Raw genomic sequence first — 14,785 nt, forward strand, 5'->3', positions numbered from 1 at the left:
AAAAGGGGAGGATTTCAATGCAAATGTTCAATTTCTCGCGCACGGCCCTCGCGGCCTGCGCCTGCGCATTCATGGCTGCGTGCGGTGGTGGCAATGGTGGCGGTGGCGTGCCGATGTGGCCCATCGCGCCGGTCTCGCCACCGGCACCAGCACCTGCGCCCGCCCCGGCGCCCGCACCGGCCGAGGCAGCCCCCGTGCTCGTCATCGGCCACCGTGGCGCGCCCGCGCTGCGGCCCGAGCACACGCTGGCCTCGTACCAGCAGGCCATCGACGACGGCGCCGACTTCATTGAGCCCGATCTCGTGCCCACCAAGGACGGCGAGCTGGTCGCGCGCCACGAGAACGCCATCGCCATCGTCGATGCCGCGGGCAAGGTGCTCGAAGCCACGACGAACGTGGTCGACGTGCCGAAGTTCGCCGACCGCAAGGCCACCAAGGTCATCGACGGCCGCTCGATCACCGGCTGGTTCACCGAAGACTTCACGCTGGCCGAGCTCAAGGAGCTGAAGGCGCGCGAGCGCATCCCGGCGCTGCGCCCGGCCAACGTATCGTTCAACGACCAGTTCCAGGTGCCCACGCTCGACGAGGTGATCCAGCTCGCCAAGGCGCAGTCGGTCATCAAGGGCCGCGTGATCGGCATCTACCCCGAGACCAAGCACCCGACGTACTTCCGTTCGATCGGCCTGCCGCTCGAGAAGAAGCTGCTCGACACGCTGCACAAGTACGACCTCGACAAGGCCGACGCGCCGGTGTTCGTGCAGTCCTTTGAAACCGGCAACCTGAAGGACATCCGCCTGAAGAGCACGGTGAAGATCGTCCAGCTCATCGACGGGCAGGGCGCGCCGTATGACTTGGTGGCGTTGAACGACAAGCGCACCTACGCCGACCTCGTGAAGCCCGAAGGCCTGGCCGAGATCGCGACCTACGCGAACGGCATCGGCCCGGCCAAGGCGCGCGTGATCCCGGTGGTCGACGGCAAGCTCGGCGCGCCGACCACGCTCGTGAAGGACGCGCACGACAAGAAGCTGCTGGTCCACATCTTCACGGTGCGGCCCGAGAACAACTTCCTGCCCGACAGCCTGAAGAAGGCGCCCAAGACCGACCCGACCGTGTACGGTGACACCGCCGGCGAGATCAAGGCGTTCCTGGATGCGGGCATCGACGGCTTCTTTGCCGACAGCGCGGCCACGGCCGTGCCGGCGGTGAAGGCGTACCGCGCGGCGCAGCCGAAGTAAGCGAGTCGAATCCGGAAAGGAAGAGGGCGCTCAGCCGCCCTTGCGGCGCTTCACCACCACCGTGGCCTCGAGGCCTTCGTAGGCCTCGGCGTCGCCGTACCAGCTGCCCGAGATGGGCGCCGCCAGCGCGGGGTCGCGCGCCACGCCCACGCGGATCAGCTGGCCGCTGCCCATGAGGTTGTTGGTGGGGTCGAAGGCCAGCCAGCCCGCGCCCGGCAGGTAGGCCTGCAGCCAGGCGTGCGTGCTGCCGGCGCCGGTGACCGATTCGCCGGGCGCCTGCCCGGTGGCGTCGTTGTCGAGCGACGCGTCGTAGAGGTAGCCCGAGACGAAGCGCGTCGCGATGCCGAGACGGCGCGTGGCTTCCATCATCAGCAGCGCGTAGTCGCGGCAGCTGCCGCTGCCCAGCGCCAGCGTTTCGAGCGGCGTCTGCGTGCCTTCCTCGTCGCGCGCCTTGTATTCGAAGCTCTGGCCGATGTGCGCGTTCATGCGCGTGAGCACGTCGCGCGTGCTGTTGGGCTGGTCGGTGTGCAGGAACTGGTGCGCCCAGCGGATCAGCGTGCCGTTGGCGTCGTCGTTGTGGTGCGGGCGCAGGTAGTGCTCCAGGTCCAGGCGCTCCTGCACCGAATAGGCAAAGGGCAGGAACTCGGCCGACGGGTCGAGCGTGAGCAGGTCGCGCTGCGATGGCGGCACGTGCTCGATGGTGAAGGAGCAGACGATGCGCAGCTCGGTCGCTTCGCCCAGCGGCTGCACCAGCGCGACGGAGTTCGAGTACGGGTCCTGGATCAGCCGCGTGAGGGCCTGCGGGCTCACCTGCAGGTCGGTGGCGAGCACCCGCAGGTCGTGGCTATCGCGCGGACGGAACATCACGCGGTGCAAGCCGAAGGTCACCGGCTTGTTGTAGCGGTAGACGGTGGTGTGGGTGATGTCGTACTGGATGGCCATGGCGCGCATTGTGCGGTGCGCGCGTGACCTCGGGTGGCGGGAAAGCCAGAACGCGTCGATTCAGTCCGATCCGGGCCAGAGCCGCTGCGTGCCCAGCGCCTTGGCGAGCGTCGCGGGCAAGGGCAGTGGCTCGCCGTGCCACTGCGCCGCCAGCAGCTCGGCGCACAGCGTGGCAAAGCTCAGGCCGCGCGAGCCCAGCGCGGTGCAGGCCCACAGGCTCTCGTCGGCGCCCGGGGCCAGCGGGCCGACGAGCGGCCGGCGGTCGCCCGAGGCGCAGCGCACGCCGACCCAGGCGTGGATGTCTCCGCGTTCGAAGGCGGGCGCGAGCGCGGCGGCGGCGCCGGGGTGCAGGCGCGCGAGCCGTTCGCGGTTGGCGAGGCTGTCTGCGTCAGTGGGGGCGAGGTCGGTGCTGTCGCGGTCGAAGGTGGCGCCGATCAGCCACAGCGGCTGCGGCGCCTGGCCGTCGGGCACGCCGGCGATCAGGTGGCCGTCGCCGTTGATGGGGGTGGCGGGCAGGGCGGTGGGGTCCGCGCGGCCCCAGGCGACCTGGCCGCGCACGGGTTGCAGCGGCAGGTCGGGTGCGAAGTGGTGGGATGCGAAGCCTGCGGCCACGACGACGCGGTCGGCCTCGGCAAGCAGGGCGCCGGCATCGTCGAGCAGTTGCCAGCCGCCGTCCGTGCGTGCGAGGCGCGCCACATGGCAGTTGCCGCGGAATTCGACGCCTGGTCGGCCCAGCCACGCGGCGATCAGGCGGTGCGGCCGCACCCAGGCCGCGCGCGCATGCCACAGCGCCGGCGTGTCGGGCGGCAGGCCGGCCGCGGCGAGCTGGTCGGGCTGTGCGGGCCAGGATTCGTTCGGGCCTTGAGCGCTCCAGCCGGGCGGCACGCGCACGTCGCCATCGGGCCGGCGTTCGAGCGAGCCGTGTGCGCCCCAGTCGCGGCCGGAGTCGAGCCGCAGTGCCAGTTCGGCCCATGTCGCGCGGATGCCGGCGCGCGTGAGCCGCGACAGCAAGGCGTCGTCGGACGACACATGCGGTGCCAGCAGCCCGACCGGCAGGCCCGACGCGCCCGAGGCCGGCGTGTCGGCCGCGTCGAGCACCGTGACCTGCCAACCGCGCCGCGCGAGGCTGGCCGCGACCGCCGCACCCGCGAGCCCGGCGCCGATCACTGCGCAATGGCCGGGCGCGTCGACGCCTTCGCGCACCGGCTGGCGGCGCCGCACCGTCCAGGCGGGCGCGAACACGCCGTGCAGGCTGCCGGGGCCCGGGTGGAGCTGGAAGCCGTTCTGCGCCAGCGCATGGCGAACCCCATCGTCGTCGGTGCGGGCCGCGAGGCCGGTGCCCTGGCGGGCGAAGCGCGACACCGCCTTGAGCGTGTCGGGCGAGGCCATCGCCGGGCCGAAACCGTCGAGGAAGAGGCTGTCGGCCTCGAAGCGTTGCGCGCGCAGCATCGGCTGCAGCTCGCCCGCGCACAACGTGAGCAGCACGCGGCCGTCGTCGAAGGCCAGCCGGTGAAAGCCCGGCAGCAGCCCGGTCCATTGGTCGGCCAGTTCCGCAGCGAGCGGCGCCAGGGCCGGATCGGTCTCAGCCGCGCGCAGCAGATCGCCGGCCGGCGCCGGATGGGCGTCGACCGCGACGTAATGCAGCAGGCGCGGCCGGTGCGGGTCGGCGCGCCAGGCCTGCCAGGTTGTCAGGAAATGAAGGCCCGGCCCGAAGCCGGTTTCGAGAATCCGCCATTGCGGGCGCCCGGACCACGCGGCGGGCAGGCCGCAGCCGTCCAAAAACACACGGCGCGAAAGCGCCGGTGTGTCGTTGTCGAGGGGAGGGGGGTCGCCGGAGCGCGCGCCGAGCGGGGTGCCGTCGGCGGCCACGCCGGACTCAGGCCGCAGGAGGGGGAACGTAGCCTTGCGCCACGTCGGCGCCTTCGCCGAAGAAGTGCTTTTCCATCTGGCGCGCCAGGTACTGGCGGGCGCGCAGGTCGGCCAGGTTCAGCCGGTTTTCATTGACCAGCATGGTCTGTTGCTTGAGCCAGGCGGCCCAGGCTTCCTTGCTGACGTTTTCCCACAGGCGCTTGCCCAGGTCGCCGGGGTACGGCGGAAAGTCGAGTCCTTCGGCCTCTTTGCCGAGCTTGATGCACTGAACCATGCGTGCCATTTGATTGCCTCTTGTGGGGGAAAGCGGTTGCTTAGTTGATTTGGCTATTAAGAACTGAAAACTTGGTCGTTCCAGTTCCTATATGTCGTATTCAGAATACGTGGCTTCATTGATATGCCTTTTTAAGAGCAAGACACCATGAGCCTTCGCCGCGACTTTATCAAGCTTTCCCTGGGTGCCGGCGTGGCCGGTGCCTTGGCCCTGTCGGCATTGCCGTCGTTTTCGCAGGGCGCGGCGGGGGCCAAGGGCCCCGTGACGCTGCTGAACGTGTCGTACGACCCGACCCGCGAGCTGTACGTGGACTACAACCAGGCCTTCGCCAAGTACTGGAAGGCCAAGACCGGCCAGGACGTGAGCGTCAAGCAGTCGCACGGCGGCTCGGGCAAGCAGGCCCGTTCGATCATCGACGGCATCGATTCCGACGTGGCCACGCTGGCGCTGGGCGGCGACATCGACGCGCTGGCCACGCACGGCGGCCTCGTCAAGGCCGACTGGCAAAAGCGCCTGCCGCACAACTCTGCCCCCTACACCTCGACCATCGTGTTCCTAGTGAAGAAGGGCAACCCCAAGGGCCTGAAGGACTGGGACGACCTGGTCAAGCCCGGCGTGCAGGTGATCACCCCCAACCCCAAGACCTCGGGCGGCGCCCGCTGGAACTACCTGGCCGCCTGGGAATTCGCCAAGCGCAAGTACGGCGGTGAAGCGAAGGCCAAGGAATTCGTCGGCAACCTGTACAAGAACGTGCCCGTGCTCGACACCGGCGCGCGCGGCTCGACCATCACCTTCGTGCAGCGCGGCGTGGGCGACGTGCTGCTGGCCTGGGAAAACGAAGCCTTCCTGGCGCTGAAGGAATTCGGCCCCGAGAAGTTCGAGATCGTCGTGCCGTCGATCTCCATCCTGGCCGAGCCCAGCGTGGCGGTGGTCGACAAGGTGGTCGACAAGAAGGGCACGCGCGCCGTGGCCGAGGAGTACCTGAAGTACCTGTACTCCGACGAAGGCCAGGACATCGCGGGCCGCAACTTCTACCGCCCGACCTCGGACAAGGCCAAGGCCAAGTACGACAAGCAGTTCCCCAAGCTCACGCTGGTGACCATCGACCAGGCCTTCGGCGGCTGGGCGAAGGCGGACAAGGAGCACTTCGCCGATGGCGGCTCCTTCGACCAGATCTACGCGCCCAAGCAGAAGTAAGCGCAGCTGTTCCGGAATCGATCGCTGGTGGCACCCCGTGGGAGGGCGCCGGGGATCGCTTCGCCCTGAATTTCTCCTGAAGCCCAACGAAAGTTTCTCGTGTCCGTTCTCCTGATTGCTGGCAGCCCCTCGGCCCCGTCCCGCTCCACCGCCTTGCTCGACGCGGTGGGCGAGCGGCTGGCCCAACGCCATGCGCGCATCGAGCGGCTCGCGATCCGCGACCTGCCGGCGCAAGCGCTGCTGCTGGCCGAGTGGGCGCATCCGGCCATCGAGCGTGCCATTGCCCAGGTGGCGGCGGCCCGCGTGATCGTGGTGGCCACGCCGGTCTACAAGGCGGCCTACAGCGGCGTGCTGAAGGTCTTTCTCGACCTGCTCTCGCAGAACGCGCTCAAGGGCAAGACGGTGCTGCCCCTGGCCACCGGCGGCAGCCCGCACCACATGCTCGCGCTCGACTACGCACTGCGGCCTGTGCTGCAGTCGCTGTCGGCGCGCCACATCCTGCCGGGCGTCTACGCGAGCGATTCGCAGATCGCGCTGACGCCCGAGAACGCCTACCAGGTGCACCACGACTTGGCGGAGCGCCTGAACGAGGCCGTCGAGGTGCTCGCGACCGAAGGCCTGAAGCTGCCGGCGACCCATGGCTTCGAGCCGGTTCCCTTTTCCCGTGTGCGATGTAGCGTCTGACGACCGGGTTCCCCGCTGAACCCGGCCCCGGCCAGACCTCATTCCGTTCCCCGTTTTTCGAAGCCGCCAGCGCGCGGCCGGGGGATCGCTTTGCCTCACGTTTTTGCACCAAGGAATTCCGCATGAACCCCGTCGCTCCCGAAGACTCCGTGTTCGAAGTCGCGCCGCGCTCCTTCTGGCAGGCGCTGCGCGACCTGGCCATCAGCGCCATCGTCGTCACCGCCATCGCGCTCATCGTGAGCTTCATCTCCGCCGCCTCGGCGCACGCCCAGACGCAGACGAAGGCCAGGGGCGAGCTGCGCATCGGCTACCAGAAGTCGGCCAGCCTGTTCGTGCTGCAGAAGGCGCAGGGCACGCTCGAGAAGAAGCTCTCGCCGCTGGGCTTCGGCGTGAAGTGGGTCGAGTTTCCGGCCGGCCCGCAATTGCTCGAAGGGCTGAACGTGGGTGCGGTCGACGTGGGCTACGTCGGCGAGGCGCCGCCCATCTTCGCGCAGGCCGCGGGGGCGAAGTTCGTCTACTTCGGTTACGACCCGGCCGCACCGCGCGCCGAGGCCATCCTCGTCACCAAGGATTCGCCCATCCGCTCCGTGGCCGACCTCAAGGGCAAGAAGGTCGCGCTCAACAAGGGCAGCAACGTGCACTACCTGCTCGTGAAGCAGCTCGAGAAGAACGGCCTGAAGCTCTCCGACATCCAGCCCGTGTACCTCGCGCCCGCCGATGGCCGCGCCGCTTTCGAGAGCAAGAACGTCGACGCTTGGGTGATCTGGGACCCGTTCCAGGCCGCCGCCGAGAAAGCCACCGGCGCTCGCGTGCTGGCCGATGGCGCGCCGGACGTGGTCAACAACTACCAGTACTACCTGGGCGAGCGCGGCTTCGTGAAGAAGCACCCGCAGGTGATCGACGCGCTGTTCGCCGATTCGGTGGAGCAGGGCATCTGGCTCAAGAAGAACCTGCGCCAGGCCGCCGAGCTGATCGCGCCGCTGCAGGGCCTGCCCGTCGATGTGGTCGAGCTGGCGCTGCGCCGCTACGAGTTCAACGTGAAGCCGATCACCGCGGCCGTCGCGGCCGACCAGCAGCAGATCGCCGACACCTTCTTCGCGCTGAAGCTCATTCCCAAGCCCATCAAGGTCAGCGACGCGGTCGTCACGGCCCAGCCCTGAACAGTTTCGAAGGACCCCATTCCATGACCCGCATTGCCATTCCCCGCCGCCGCCTGCTCCAGGGCGCAGCCGCCGCCCTCGCGCTGCCATCGTCGTTCGCCGCGCTGGCGCAGAGCCCCGCGCGTCAGTTGCGCATCGGCCACCAGAAGGGCTACCTGAGCGTGCTCAAGGCCCGCGGCACGCTCGAGAAGCGGCTCGCACCGCTGGGCGCCACCGTGAAGTGGACCGAGTTCACGGCCGGCCCGGTGCAGCTCGAGGCGCTGAACGTCGGCTCGATCGACTTCGGCGACGTGGGCGAAGCGCCGCCCATCTTCGCGCAGGCCGCCGGCGCGCCGCTGGCCTACGTGGGCGCCACGGTGCCGCGCCCGAAGACCGAGGCGGTGCTGGTGCCCAAGGGCTCCGCCATCCAGACCGTGGCCGACCTCAAGGGCAAGAAGATCGCGCTCAACAAGGGCTCGAACGTCCACTACTTCATCGTCAAGCTGTTCGAGAAGCACGGCCTGGCGTACAGCGACCTGAACCTGGTCTACCTGCCGCCGGCCGACGCGCGCGCCGCCTTCGAAAAAGGCTCGGTCGACGCCTGGGTGATCTGGGACCCGTTCCTGGCCGCCGCGCAGCAGTCACTCGACGCGCGCATCCTGGCCGACGCCGTGGGCGTGGTCGGCAACCGCGCCTATTACTTCTCGTCGCTCGACTACGTGGCGAAGAACGCCGACGTGCTGGCCATCGCGATCGAAGAGGTCAACAAGATCGACCAATGGGGCGCCGCCCATCGCAACGAACTGGCGACCGAGCTGTCGGCCATCTGGGGCCTGCCCAAGGCCGTGGCCGACCTGTCGCAGGGCCGCACGGCCTACGGCACCGGCCCGATCACCAAGGCCATCCTGGCCGAGCAGCAGCAGATCGCCGACACCTTCTTCGCGCTCAAGCTGATCCCCAGAAAGATCAACGTGCTCGAAGCCGCCGGCGCGGGGATCGCGTGATGGCTGCCGTGTTGTCGACTGCGCTGCACGAACGCGCCGGCCACGTGCTGGCCATCACGGCGCGCGCCTGGGGCGTCGTGTCTGCGGCGCGCCGCCTTCCTTTCCTGCTTGCCGTCTGAACGGGCAAGCCAACGAACGATCGAGAGTTTCCGATGCAGATCTTCTGGTTCCTCCCCACGCACGGCGACAGCCGTTACCTCGGCACGAGCGAAGGCGCGCGCGCCGTCGACCTGCCGTACCTGCAACAGATCGCCGGCGCGGCCGACCACCTCGGCTACGAAGGCGTGCTGATTCCCACCGGCCGCTCCTGCGAAGACCCGTGGGTGATCGCGTCCAGCCTCATCGGTGCGACGAAGAAGCTCAAGTTCCTGGTGGCCGTGCGCCCCGGCCTGCACCAGCCCAGCCTGGCCGCGCGCATGGCCGCGACCTTCGACCGGCTCTCGGGCGGGCGCCTGCTTGTGAACCTCGTCACCGGCGGCGACCAGGCCGAGCTGGAAGGCGACGGCGTGTACCTCGACCATGCGGCGCGCTACGAGCAGTCGGCCGAGTTCATCCGCATCTGGCGCGAGATCATTGCGCGCAGCCACGAGACCGGCACCTACGACTACGAAGGCAAGCACCTGAGCGTGAAGGGGGCGCGGCTGCTGTTTCCGCCGGTGCAGAAGCCGCACCCGCCCGTGTGGTTCGGCGGCTCTTCTGCGGCGGCGCATGACCTCGCGGCCGAGCAGGTCGATGCCTACCTGACCTGGGGCGAGCCGCCCGCGGAAGTGTCCAAGAAGATCGCCGACGTGCGCGCCCGCGCCGAGCGCCAGGGCCGCAGCGTGCAGTTCGGCATCCGCCTGCACGTGATCGTGCGCGAGACCGAAGACGCCGCCTGGAAGGCCGCCGAAGAACTCATCAGCCGCGTTGATGACGAGACCGTCGCGCGCGCCCAGGCCGCCTTTGCGCGCATGGATTCCGAAGGCCAGCGCCGCATGGCCGCGCTGCACGCCGGCGGCGCCAAGCGTGGGCGCGCCGACCTGGAGATCGCGCCCAACCTCTGGGCCGGCGTGGGCCTGGTGCGCGGTGGCGCGGGCACGGCGCTGGTCGGCGACGCCAAGACCGTGGCGGCGCGCATCGAGGAGTACGCGGCGCTGGGCATCGACAAGTTCATCTTCTCGGGCTACCCGCACCTCGAAGAGGCCTACCGCTTCGCCGAGCTGGTGTTCCCGCTGCTCTCGCGCAAGGCGAAGACGCAACTCGCGGGCGGTTCGCTGAGCGGCCCCTTCGGCGAAGTCGTCGCCAACCTCGACGCGCCCTCGCGCCTCGTCTCCCAAAGCTGAGGACACGCATGACCGAACAAGTACAGGACCTGCCGGCGGTGGCGCCGGCATCGAACACCGCAGGGGACGCGGGCAGCGCGCTGCGAGGCTTCGGCCTCAACGTCGCGAAGCGGCTCATCCCGTGGCTGGTGCCCGTGGGGCTGATCGTCGTCTGGCAGATCGCCTCGTCGCTGGGCTGGCTCTCGACGCGGGTGCTGCCGGCACCGCTGGACGTGGTCAAGGCCGCATGGTCGCTCACCGTGTCCGGCGAGCTCTGGACGCACGTGAAGGTGAGCGCGGGCCGTGCGCTTGCGGGCCTCGCCATTGGCGGCGGCGCGGGGCTCGCGCTGGGCCTGCTCACGGGCTCGGTGAAGTTCTTCGAGACGCTGCTCGACTCCACCATCCAGATGGTGCGCAACATCCCGGCACTGGCGCTGATTCCGCTGGTGATTTTGTGGTTCGGCATCGACGAGTCGGCCAAGCTCTTTTTGATCTCGGTGTCGGTGTTCTTCCCGATCTACCTGAACACCTTCCACGGCATCCGCAACGTCGACCCGCAGCTCATCGAGATGGGGCGCACCTACGGCCTGTCGCGCTGGCAGCTGTACCGCGAGGTGATCCTGCCGGGCGCGCTGTCGTCGATCCTCGTGGGCCTGCGCTTCTCGCTGGGCCTGATGTGGGTGATCCTCATCGTGGCGGAGACCATCTCGGCGCAGGCCGGCATCGGCTACCTCACGATGAACGCTCGCGAGTTCCTGCAGACCGACATCGTGCTCGTGGGCATCCTGCTGTACGCGCTGCTCGGTAAGCTGGCCGATCTGTTTGCACGCGGCCTGGAGCAGTGGTGGCTGCGCTGGCACCCTGGCTACCAGAAGAAGCCGGCGAAGTGAGGGCAGGGGACATGAACCATCTCATCAATCGACGTACCGCCTTGGCGACGCTGGGTGCGCTGAGTGCGGGTGCCGTGCTGGCGCAGCAACAACGGCCTGCCACGGTGCGCTTCGGCTACCAGAAGTCGTCCACGCTGATCGCGCTGCTGAAGGTGCAGGGCACGCTCGAGAAACAGCTCGCACCGCTCAATGTTTCGCTGAGCTGGCACGAGTTCACCAGCGGCCTGCCGCTGCTCGAGGCGCTGAACCTCGACAACCTCGACATCAGCGCCGACGTGGCCGACACCGTGCCCGTGTTCGCACAAGCGGCCGGCGCCGACCTGACCTTTCTGGCGCAGGAAGCGCCATCGCCAGCCGCGCAGGCCATCGTCGTGCGCGACGAGTCGCCGCTCAAGACCGTGGCCGATCTCAAGGGCAGGAAGGTCGGTTTCGCGAAGGCGGCCGGCGCGCACTACCTGCTGATCGCCGCGCTCGAAAAGGCCGGCCTGTCGTTCAAGGACATCGAGCCCGCCTACCTCACGCCGGCCGACGGCCGCGCCGCCTTCGAGCGCGGCGCCATCGACGCCTGGGTGGTGTGGGACCCGTTCCTGGCCGCCGCGCAGCGCCAGTCGAAGGTGCGCATCCTGGCCGACGGCGCGGGCATCGCGTCGTACCAGCGCTACTACCTGGCGAGCACCAAGTTCGCGAAGGCGCGGCCCGACGTGCTGCGCGTGGTCTACGCCGAGCTGGAAAAAACCGGCAAGTGGGTGAAGCAGCACCCCAAGGAAGCCGCGGCCCTGCTCGCGCCCGTGTGGGGGCTCGACGCCCCGACCATCGAGCAGGCCAACAGCCGCCGCAGCTACGCCGTGCGGCCGGTGGTGGCCGGCGGGCTGGCCGAACAGCAGCGCATCGCCGATGCCTTCTTCGCCGAGAAGCTGCTGCCCAGAAAAATCGATGCGCTGAACGTGGCGCTGTTCAACCCCGGGGCCTGAATTCATGAGTGCCGTTCTGAAAGACATCCAACCCCAAGCCATTGCCGGCGGCGTGCGCCTCGAGGCGCGCGGCCTGCACAAGCGCTATGGCGCGCGCGAGGTGCTGCGCAACACGCAGCTGACCATCGAGCCGGGCCAGTTCATCGCCATCGTGGGGCGCAGCGGCTGCGGCAAGAGCACGCTGCTGCGGCTCATCGCGGGCCTCGAGGAAGCCACTTCCGGCGGTCTGTACACCGACGGCAAGGCCGTGAGCGGCCTGCACGACGACACGCGCATCATGTTCCAGGAGGCGCGCCTGCTGCCCTGGCGCCGCGTGCTCGACAACGTGACGCTGGGCCTGCCCAACGACGCCAAGGCGCGCGGCAAGGAAGTGCTCGCGCAGGTGGGCCTGGCCGACCGCGAGAACGAATGGCCGGCGCGCCTGTCGGGCGGGCAGCGCCAGCGCGTGGCCCTGGCGCGCGCGCTGGTGCACCACCCGCGCCTGCTGCTGCTCGACGAGCCGCTGGGCGCGCTCGACGCGCTCACGCGCATCGAGATGCACCGCCTCATCGAGAACCTGTGGCAACGCCACCGCTTCACCGCGCTGCTGGTGACGCACGACGTGCAGGAAGCCGTGGCGCTGGCTGACCGCGTGATCCTCATCGAGGACGGTCGCATCGCGCTCGACGAGAACATCGCGCTGGCGCGCCCGCGCTCGCAGGGCGACCCGGCCTTTGCCGCGATCGAAAAACGAATCCTCGACCGGGTGCTGCAGAAGTCCGAAGAGACCGATGTGGAAAGCACCGATGCCAGCTGGCTCACGCCCCAGGCCCACGCCCTGCGCTGGGCGATCTGAGTCGTTTCATCCATTCCCCTTTGAAAGGCAGTCGCATGTCGCAGAACTGGAAATTCGAAACCCTGTCGGTCCACGCCGGCTACTCGCCCGAGCCCACCACCCGTGCGGTCGCGCCGCCGATCTACCAGACCGTCGCCTACGCCTTCGACAGCGCGCAGCACGGCGCGGACCTGTTCGACCTGAAGGTGCCGGGCAACATCTACACCCGCATCAACAACCCGACGCAGGACGTGCTGGAGCAGCGCGTGGCCGCGCTCGAAGGCGGCATTGCCGCGCTGGCACTGGCCTCGGGGCAGGCGGCGGTGACCTACGCGATCCAGACCATCGCCGAGGCCGGTGACAACATCATCAGCAGCACGGCGCTGTACGGCGGCACCTACAACCTGTTCGCCCACACGCTGCCGCAGTTCGGCATCACGACGCGCTTCGCGGACCACCGCGACCCGAGCAGTTTCGAGAAGCTGTTCGACGAGCGCACCAAGGCGGTGTTCGTCGAGTCGCTGGGCAACCCGGCGGGCAACGTGACCGACATTGCAGCCATTGCTGAAATTGCGCACCGCCACGGCGTGCCGCTCATCGTCGACAACACCGTGCCCTCGCCGTACCTGAGCCGGCCCATCGAGCACGGCGCCGACATCGTGGTGCACTCGCTCACCAAGTACCTGGGCGGCCACGGCACCAGCATCGGTGGCGCCATCGTCGATTCGGGCAAGTTCCCGTGGGCCGAGCACAAGGAGCGCTTCAAGCGCCTGAACGAGCCCGACGTGAGCTACCACGGCGTGGTCTACACCGAGGCGCTCGGCCCGGCCGCCTACATCGGCCGTGCACGCGTGGTGCCGCTGCGCAACACAGGCGCGGCCATCTCGCCGTTCAACGCCTTCCTGATCCTGCAGGGCATCGAGACGCTGGCGCTGCGCATGGACCGCATCAGCAGCAATGCGCTGGCGGTGGCGCAGCACCTGAAGCAGAGCAAGGCCGTCAACTGGGTGAACTACGCCGCGCTCGAGGACCATGCCGACTACCCGTTGGCGAAGAAGTACTTCGGCGGCAAGTCCAGCGGCGTGCTGACCTTCGGCATCGGCGCGGGTCGCGAGGGCGGGGCGAAGTTCCTCGATGCGCTGAAGCTCTTCACGCGCCTCGTGAACATCGGCGACGTGCGCTCGCTGGCCACGCACCCCGCATCGACCACGCACCGGCAGCTGTCGCCCGAAGAACTGGCCCGCGCCGGCGTCACGGAAGACACCGTGCGCCTGTCGGTGGGCATCGAGCACATCGACGACCTGATCGCCGACCTCGACCAGGCCCTGGCCGCCGCATCGAACTGAGACAACGTTCCAAGTCATGACCACACTGCAAGCCATCCCCGACGCCGCGCTGGACCAGCTGTTTCGCAAGGCGCGCACCGTGCACGCCTTCAAGCCGGTGCCCGTGACCGACGCGCTGATCCACCAGCTCTACGACCTCGTGAAGTGGGGCCCGACCGCCTACAACGCCCAGCCTGCGCGCTACGTGTTCGTGCGCAGCGAGGAGGCCAAGGCGAAGCTGAAGCCGGCCGTGTCGGCGGGCAACACCGCGCAGACGCTGCAGGCCGGCGTGACGGTGATCGTGGCGCACGACACGCGTTTCTACGAGCACCTGCCCACGCAGTTCCCGGCCTACGACGCCAAGCCCTTCTTCGAGAAGAGCGCCGAAGCCGCGCAGGCCACGGCCTTTCGCAACAGCAGCCTGCAGGGCGCCTACCTGATCCTGGCGGCGCGCGCGCTCGGGCTCGACGCGGGGCCGCAGTCGGGCTTCAACGCCGATCTGGTCGACAAGGCCTTCTTCCCCGACGGCCGCTATCGCGCGAACTTCCTCGTCAACCTCGGCGTGGCCGACCACGCCGGCACCTTCGAACGCGGCCCCCGGCTGGCGTTCGACGACGTGGCCGAGATCGTCTGAGCGTCGGCCGTTTTCACCCACAACCCCTGTCAACCCTGAAAGAGAAATCACCATGTCCATCCAAGCCATCAACGTCCGCAACCAGTTCAAGGGCAAGGTCCGCGAGATCATCCGCGGCGACGTCGTCTCCGAAGTCGATGTCGAAACTGCCTGGGGCATCGTCACCTCCGTCATCACCACGCGCTCGGTCGACGAGCTGCAGCTGAAGGTGGGTTCCGACGTGGTCGCACTCGTGAAGTCGACCGAAGTTTCGATCGCCAAGCTCTGACGGACCCTCGGGCTTTGCGATTCCCCGGTGCTGTCTTTGGTGCCGGGGTTTTTCGTTTGAGGTCGCTGGTTCGGGGCGTGTGCCCAGGCCACCGGGTACTTCCCTCCGCGAATGTCCTCCGGCCTGCGGCCTCCCCCTTAATTTCGCTGCGGGAAGCACCCAGTGTCCTGAGCACACCGGGCGCTGTCGTTGTGCTCGCCGATCAACGACCGCTGCGCATGACGCTCACGTCGATGGG

General features: G+C 68.7%; 15 protein-coding genes. 12 read left to right on the forward strand and 3 right to left on the reverse strand.

The window, feature by feature from the left end; all coding sequences use genetic code 11:
- Positions 1–17 precede the first annotated feature (17 nt).
- The gene (locus AC07XP_RS18835) at positions 18–1,235 is read left to right on the forward strand and encodes a glycerophosphodiester phosphodiesterase (protein ID WP_495265541.1); all 1,218 of its coding nucleotides are present in this window, start codon (positions 18–20) and stop codon (positions 1,233–1,235) included.
- A 30-nt stretch (positions 1,236–1,265) separates the two neighbouring features.
- On the opposite strand, the gene AC07XP_RS18840 is transcribed toward AC07XP_RS18835, so the two are convergent.
- The 3 genes from AC07XP_RS18840 to AC07XP_RS18850 are packed head-to-tail and all read right to left on the reverse strand — an operon-like array spanning position 1,266 to position 4,329.
- A complete protein-coding gene (locus AC07XP_RS18840) occupies positions 1,266–2,177 on the reverse strand; it encodes a transglutaminase family protein (protein WP_223301327.1) in 912 nt (303 codons plus the stop codon).
- A gap of 60 nt (positions 2,178–2,237) precedes the next feature.
- A complete protein-coding gene (gene mnmC1 / locus AC07XP_RS18845) occupies positions 2,238–4,046 on the reverse strand; it encodes an FAD-dependent 5-carboxymethylaminomethyl-2-thiouridine(34) oxidoreductase MnmC1 (RefSeq protein WP_495265542.1) in 1,809 nt (602 codons plus the stop codon).
- A gap of 7 nt (positions 4,047–4,053) precedes the next feature.
- Positions 4,054–4,329 carry an oxidative damage protection protein gene (locus AC07XP_RS18850; protein ID WP_013541095.1) on the reverse strand — a complete coding sequence of 92 codons (276 nt, stop codon included), beginning with the start codon at positions 4,327–4,329 and terminating at the stop codon, positions 4,054–4,056.
- Positions 4,330–4,467: 138 nt separating this feature from the next.
- Here AC07XP_RS18850 and AC07XP_RS18855 point away from each other — a divergent pair, with 138 nt between their 5' ends.
- From AC07XP_RS18855 to AC07XP_RS18905, 11 genes are all read left to right on the forward strand, one after another.
- Entirely contained in the window at positions 4,468–5,517 is a 1,050-nt protein-coding gene (locus AC07XP_RS18855) for a sulfate ABC transporter substrate-binding protein (protein WP_095948675.1), read from the forward strand.
- A gap of 99 nt (positions 5,518–5,616) precedes the next feature.
- The gene (gene ssuE / locus AC07XP_RS18860) at positions 5,617–6,201 is read left to right on the forward strand and encodes an NADPH-dependent FMN reductase (RefSeq protein WP_070060842.1); all 585 of its coding nucleotides are present in this window, start codon (positions 5,617–5,619) and stop codon (positions 6,199–6,201) included.
- Between the two features lie 122 nt (positions 6,202–6,323).
- Complete coding sequence (locus AC07XP_RS18865) at positions 6,324–7,361, forward strand: sulfonate ABC transporter substrate-binding protein (protein WP_159271669.1); 1,038 nt, start codon at positions 6,324–6,326, stop codon at positions 7,359–7,361.
- A 23-nt stretch (positions 7,362–7,384) separates the two neighbouring features.
- On the forward strand, positions 7,385–8,344 hold the full coding sequence (locus tag AC07XP_RS18870; protein WP_369629007.1) for a sulfonate ABC transporter substrate-binding protein: 960 nt from the start codon (positions 7,385–7,387) through the stop codon (positions 8,342–8,344).
- A gap of 152 nt (positions 8,345–8,496) precedes the next feature.
- A complete protein-coding gene (ssuD, locus tag AC07XP_RS18875; RefSeq protein WP_307692931.1) occupies positions 8,497–9,666 on the forward strand; it encodes an FMNH2-dependent alkanesulfonate monooxygenase in 1,170 nt (389 codons plus the stop codon).
- Between the two features lie 8 nt (positions 9,667–9,674).
- A complete protein-coding gene (gene ssuC, locus AC07XP_RS18880) occupies positions 9,675–10,535 on the forward strand; it encodes an aliphatic sulfonate ABC transporter permease SsuC (RefSeq protein ID WP_495265543.1) in 861 nt (286 codons plus the stop codon).
- Positions 10,536–10,546: 11 nt separating this feature from the next.
- A complete protein-coding gene (locus AC07XP_RS18885) occupies positions 10,547–11,506 on the forward strand; it encodes an aliphatic sulfonate ABC transporter substrate-binding protein (protein ID WP_495265544.1) in 960 nt (319 codons plus the stop codon).
- A gap of 4 nt (positions 11,507–11,510) precedes the next feature.
- Positions 11,511–12,341, forward strand: coding sequence for an ATP-binding cassette domain-containing protein (locus AC07XP_RS18890; RefSeq protein ID WP_095745458.1), 831 nt, complete (start codon positions 11,511–11,513; stop codon positions 12,339–12,341).
- A gap of 35 nt (positions 12,342–12,376) precedes the next feature.
- Positions 12,377–13,666 carry an O-acetylhomoserine aminocarboxypropyltransferase/cysteine synthase family protein gene (locus AC07XP_RS18895; protein WP_062470023.1) on the forward strand — a complete coding sequence of 430 codons (1,290 nt, stop codon included), beginning with the start codon at positions 12,377–12,379 and terminating at the stop codon, positions 13,664–13,666.
- 16 nt (positions 13,667–13,682) lie between these two features.
- Positions 13,683–14,279 carry a malonic semialdehyde reductase gene (locus AC07XP_RS18900; protein ID WP_307635720.1) on the forward strand — a complete coding sequence of 199 codons (597 nt, stop codon included), beginning with the start codon at positions 13,683–13,685 and terminating at the stop codon, positions 14,277–14,279.
- A 52-nt stretch (positions 14,280–14,331) separates the two neighbouring features.
- Entirely contained in the window at positions 14,332–14,547 is a 216-nt protein-coding gene (locus AC07XP_RS18905) for a TOBE domain-containing protein (RefSeq protein ID WP_007829250.1), read from the forward strand.
- Positions 14,548–14,785 lie beyond the last annotated feature (238 nt).

This window comes from Variovorax sp. GW531-E2, from assembly GCF_059423125.1.

What these genes read in the sequence shown, in the direction of transcription:
- AC07XP_RS18835 (WP_495265541.1), top strand. Translation starts at nt 18, where the DNA reads ATGCAAATGTTCAATTTCTCGCGCACGGCCCTCGCGGCCTGCGCCTGC.
- AC07XP_RS18840 (WP_223301327.1), bottom strand. Translation starts at nt 2,177, where the DNA reads ATGGCCATCCAGTACGACATCACCCACACCACCGTCTACCGCTACAAC.
- AC07XP_RS18850 (WP_013541095.1), bottom strand. Translation starts at nt 4,329, where the DNA reads ATGGCACGCATGGTTCAGTGCATCAAGCTCGGCAAAGAGGCCGAAGGA.
- AC07XP_RS18855 (WP_095948675.1), top strand. Translation starts at nt 4,468, where the DNA reads ATGAGCCTTCGCCGCGACTTTATCAAGCTTTCCCTGGGTGCCGGCGTG.
- AC07XP_RS18865 (WP_159271669.1), top strand. Translation starts at nt 6,324, where the DNA reads ATGAACCCCGTCGCTCCCGAAGACTCCGTGTTCGAAGTCGCGCCGCGC.
- AC07XP_RS18870 (WP_369629007.1), top strand. Translation starts at nt 7,385, where the DNA reads ATGACCCGCATTGCCATTCCCCGCCGCCGCCTGCTCCAGGGCGCAGCC.
- ssuD (WP_307692931.1), top strand. Translation starts at nt 8,497, where the DNA reads ATGCAGATCTTCTGGTTCCTCCCCACGCACGGCGACAGCCGTTACCTC.
- ssuC (WP_495265543.1), top strand. Translation starts at nt 9,675, where the DNA reads ATGACCGAACAAGTACAGGACCTGCCGGCGGTGGCGCCGGCATCGAAC.
- AC07XP_RS18885 (WP_495265544.1), top strand. Translation starts at nt 10,547, where the DNA reads ATGAACCATCTCATCAATCGACGTACCGCCTTGGCGACGCTGGGTGCG.
- AC07XP_RS18890 (WP_095745458.1), top strand. Translation starts at nt 11,511, where the DNA reads ATGAGTGCCGTTCTGAAAGACATCCAACCCCAAGCCATTGCCGGCGGC.
- AC07XP_RS18895 (WP_062470023.1), top strand. Translation starts at nt 12,377, where the DNA reads ATGTCGCAGAACTGGAAATTCGAAACCCTGTCGGTCCACGCCGGCTAC.
- AC07XP_RS18900 (WP_307635720.1), top strand. Translation starts at nt 13,683, where the DNA reads ATGACCACACTGCAAGCCATCCCCGACGCCGCGCTGGACCAGCTGTTT.
- AC07XP_RS18905 (WP_007829250.1), top strand. Translation starts at nt 14,332, where the DNA reads ATGTCCATCCAAGCCATCAACGTCCGCAACCAGTTCAAGGGCAAGGTC.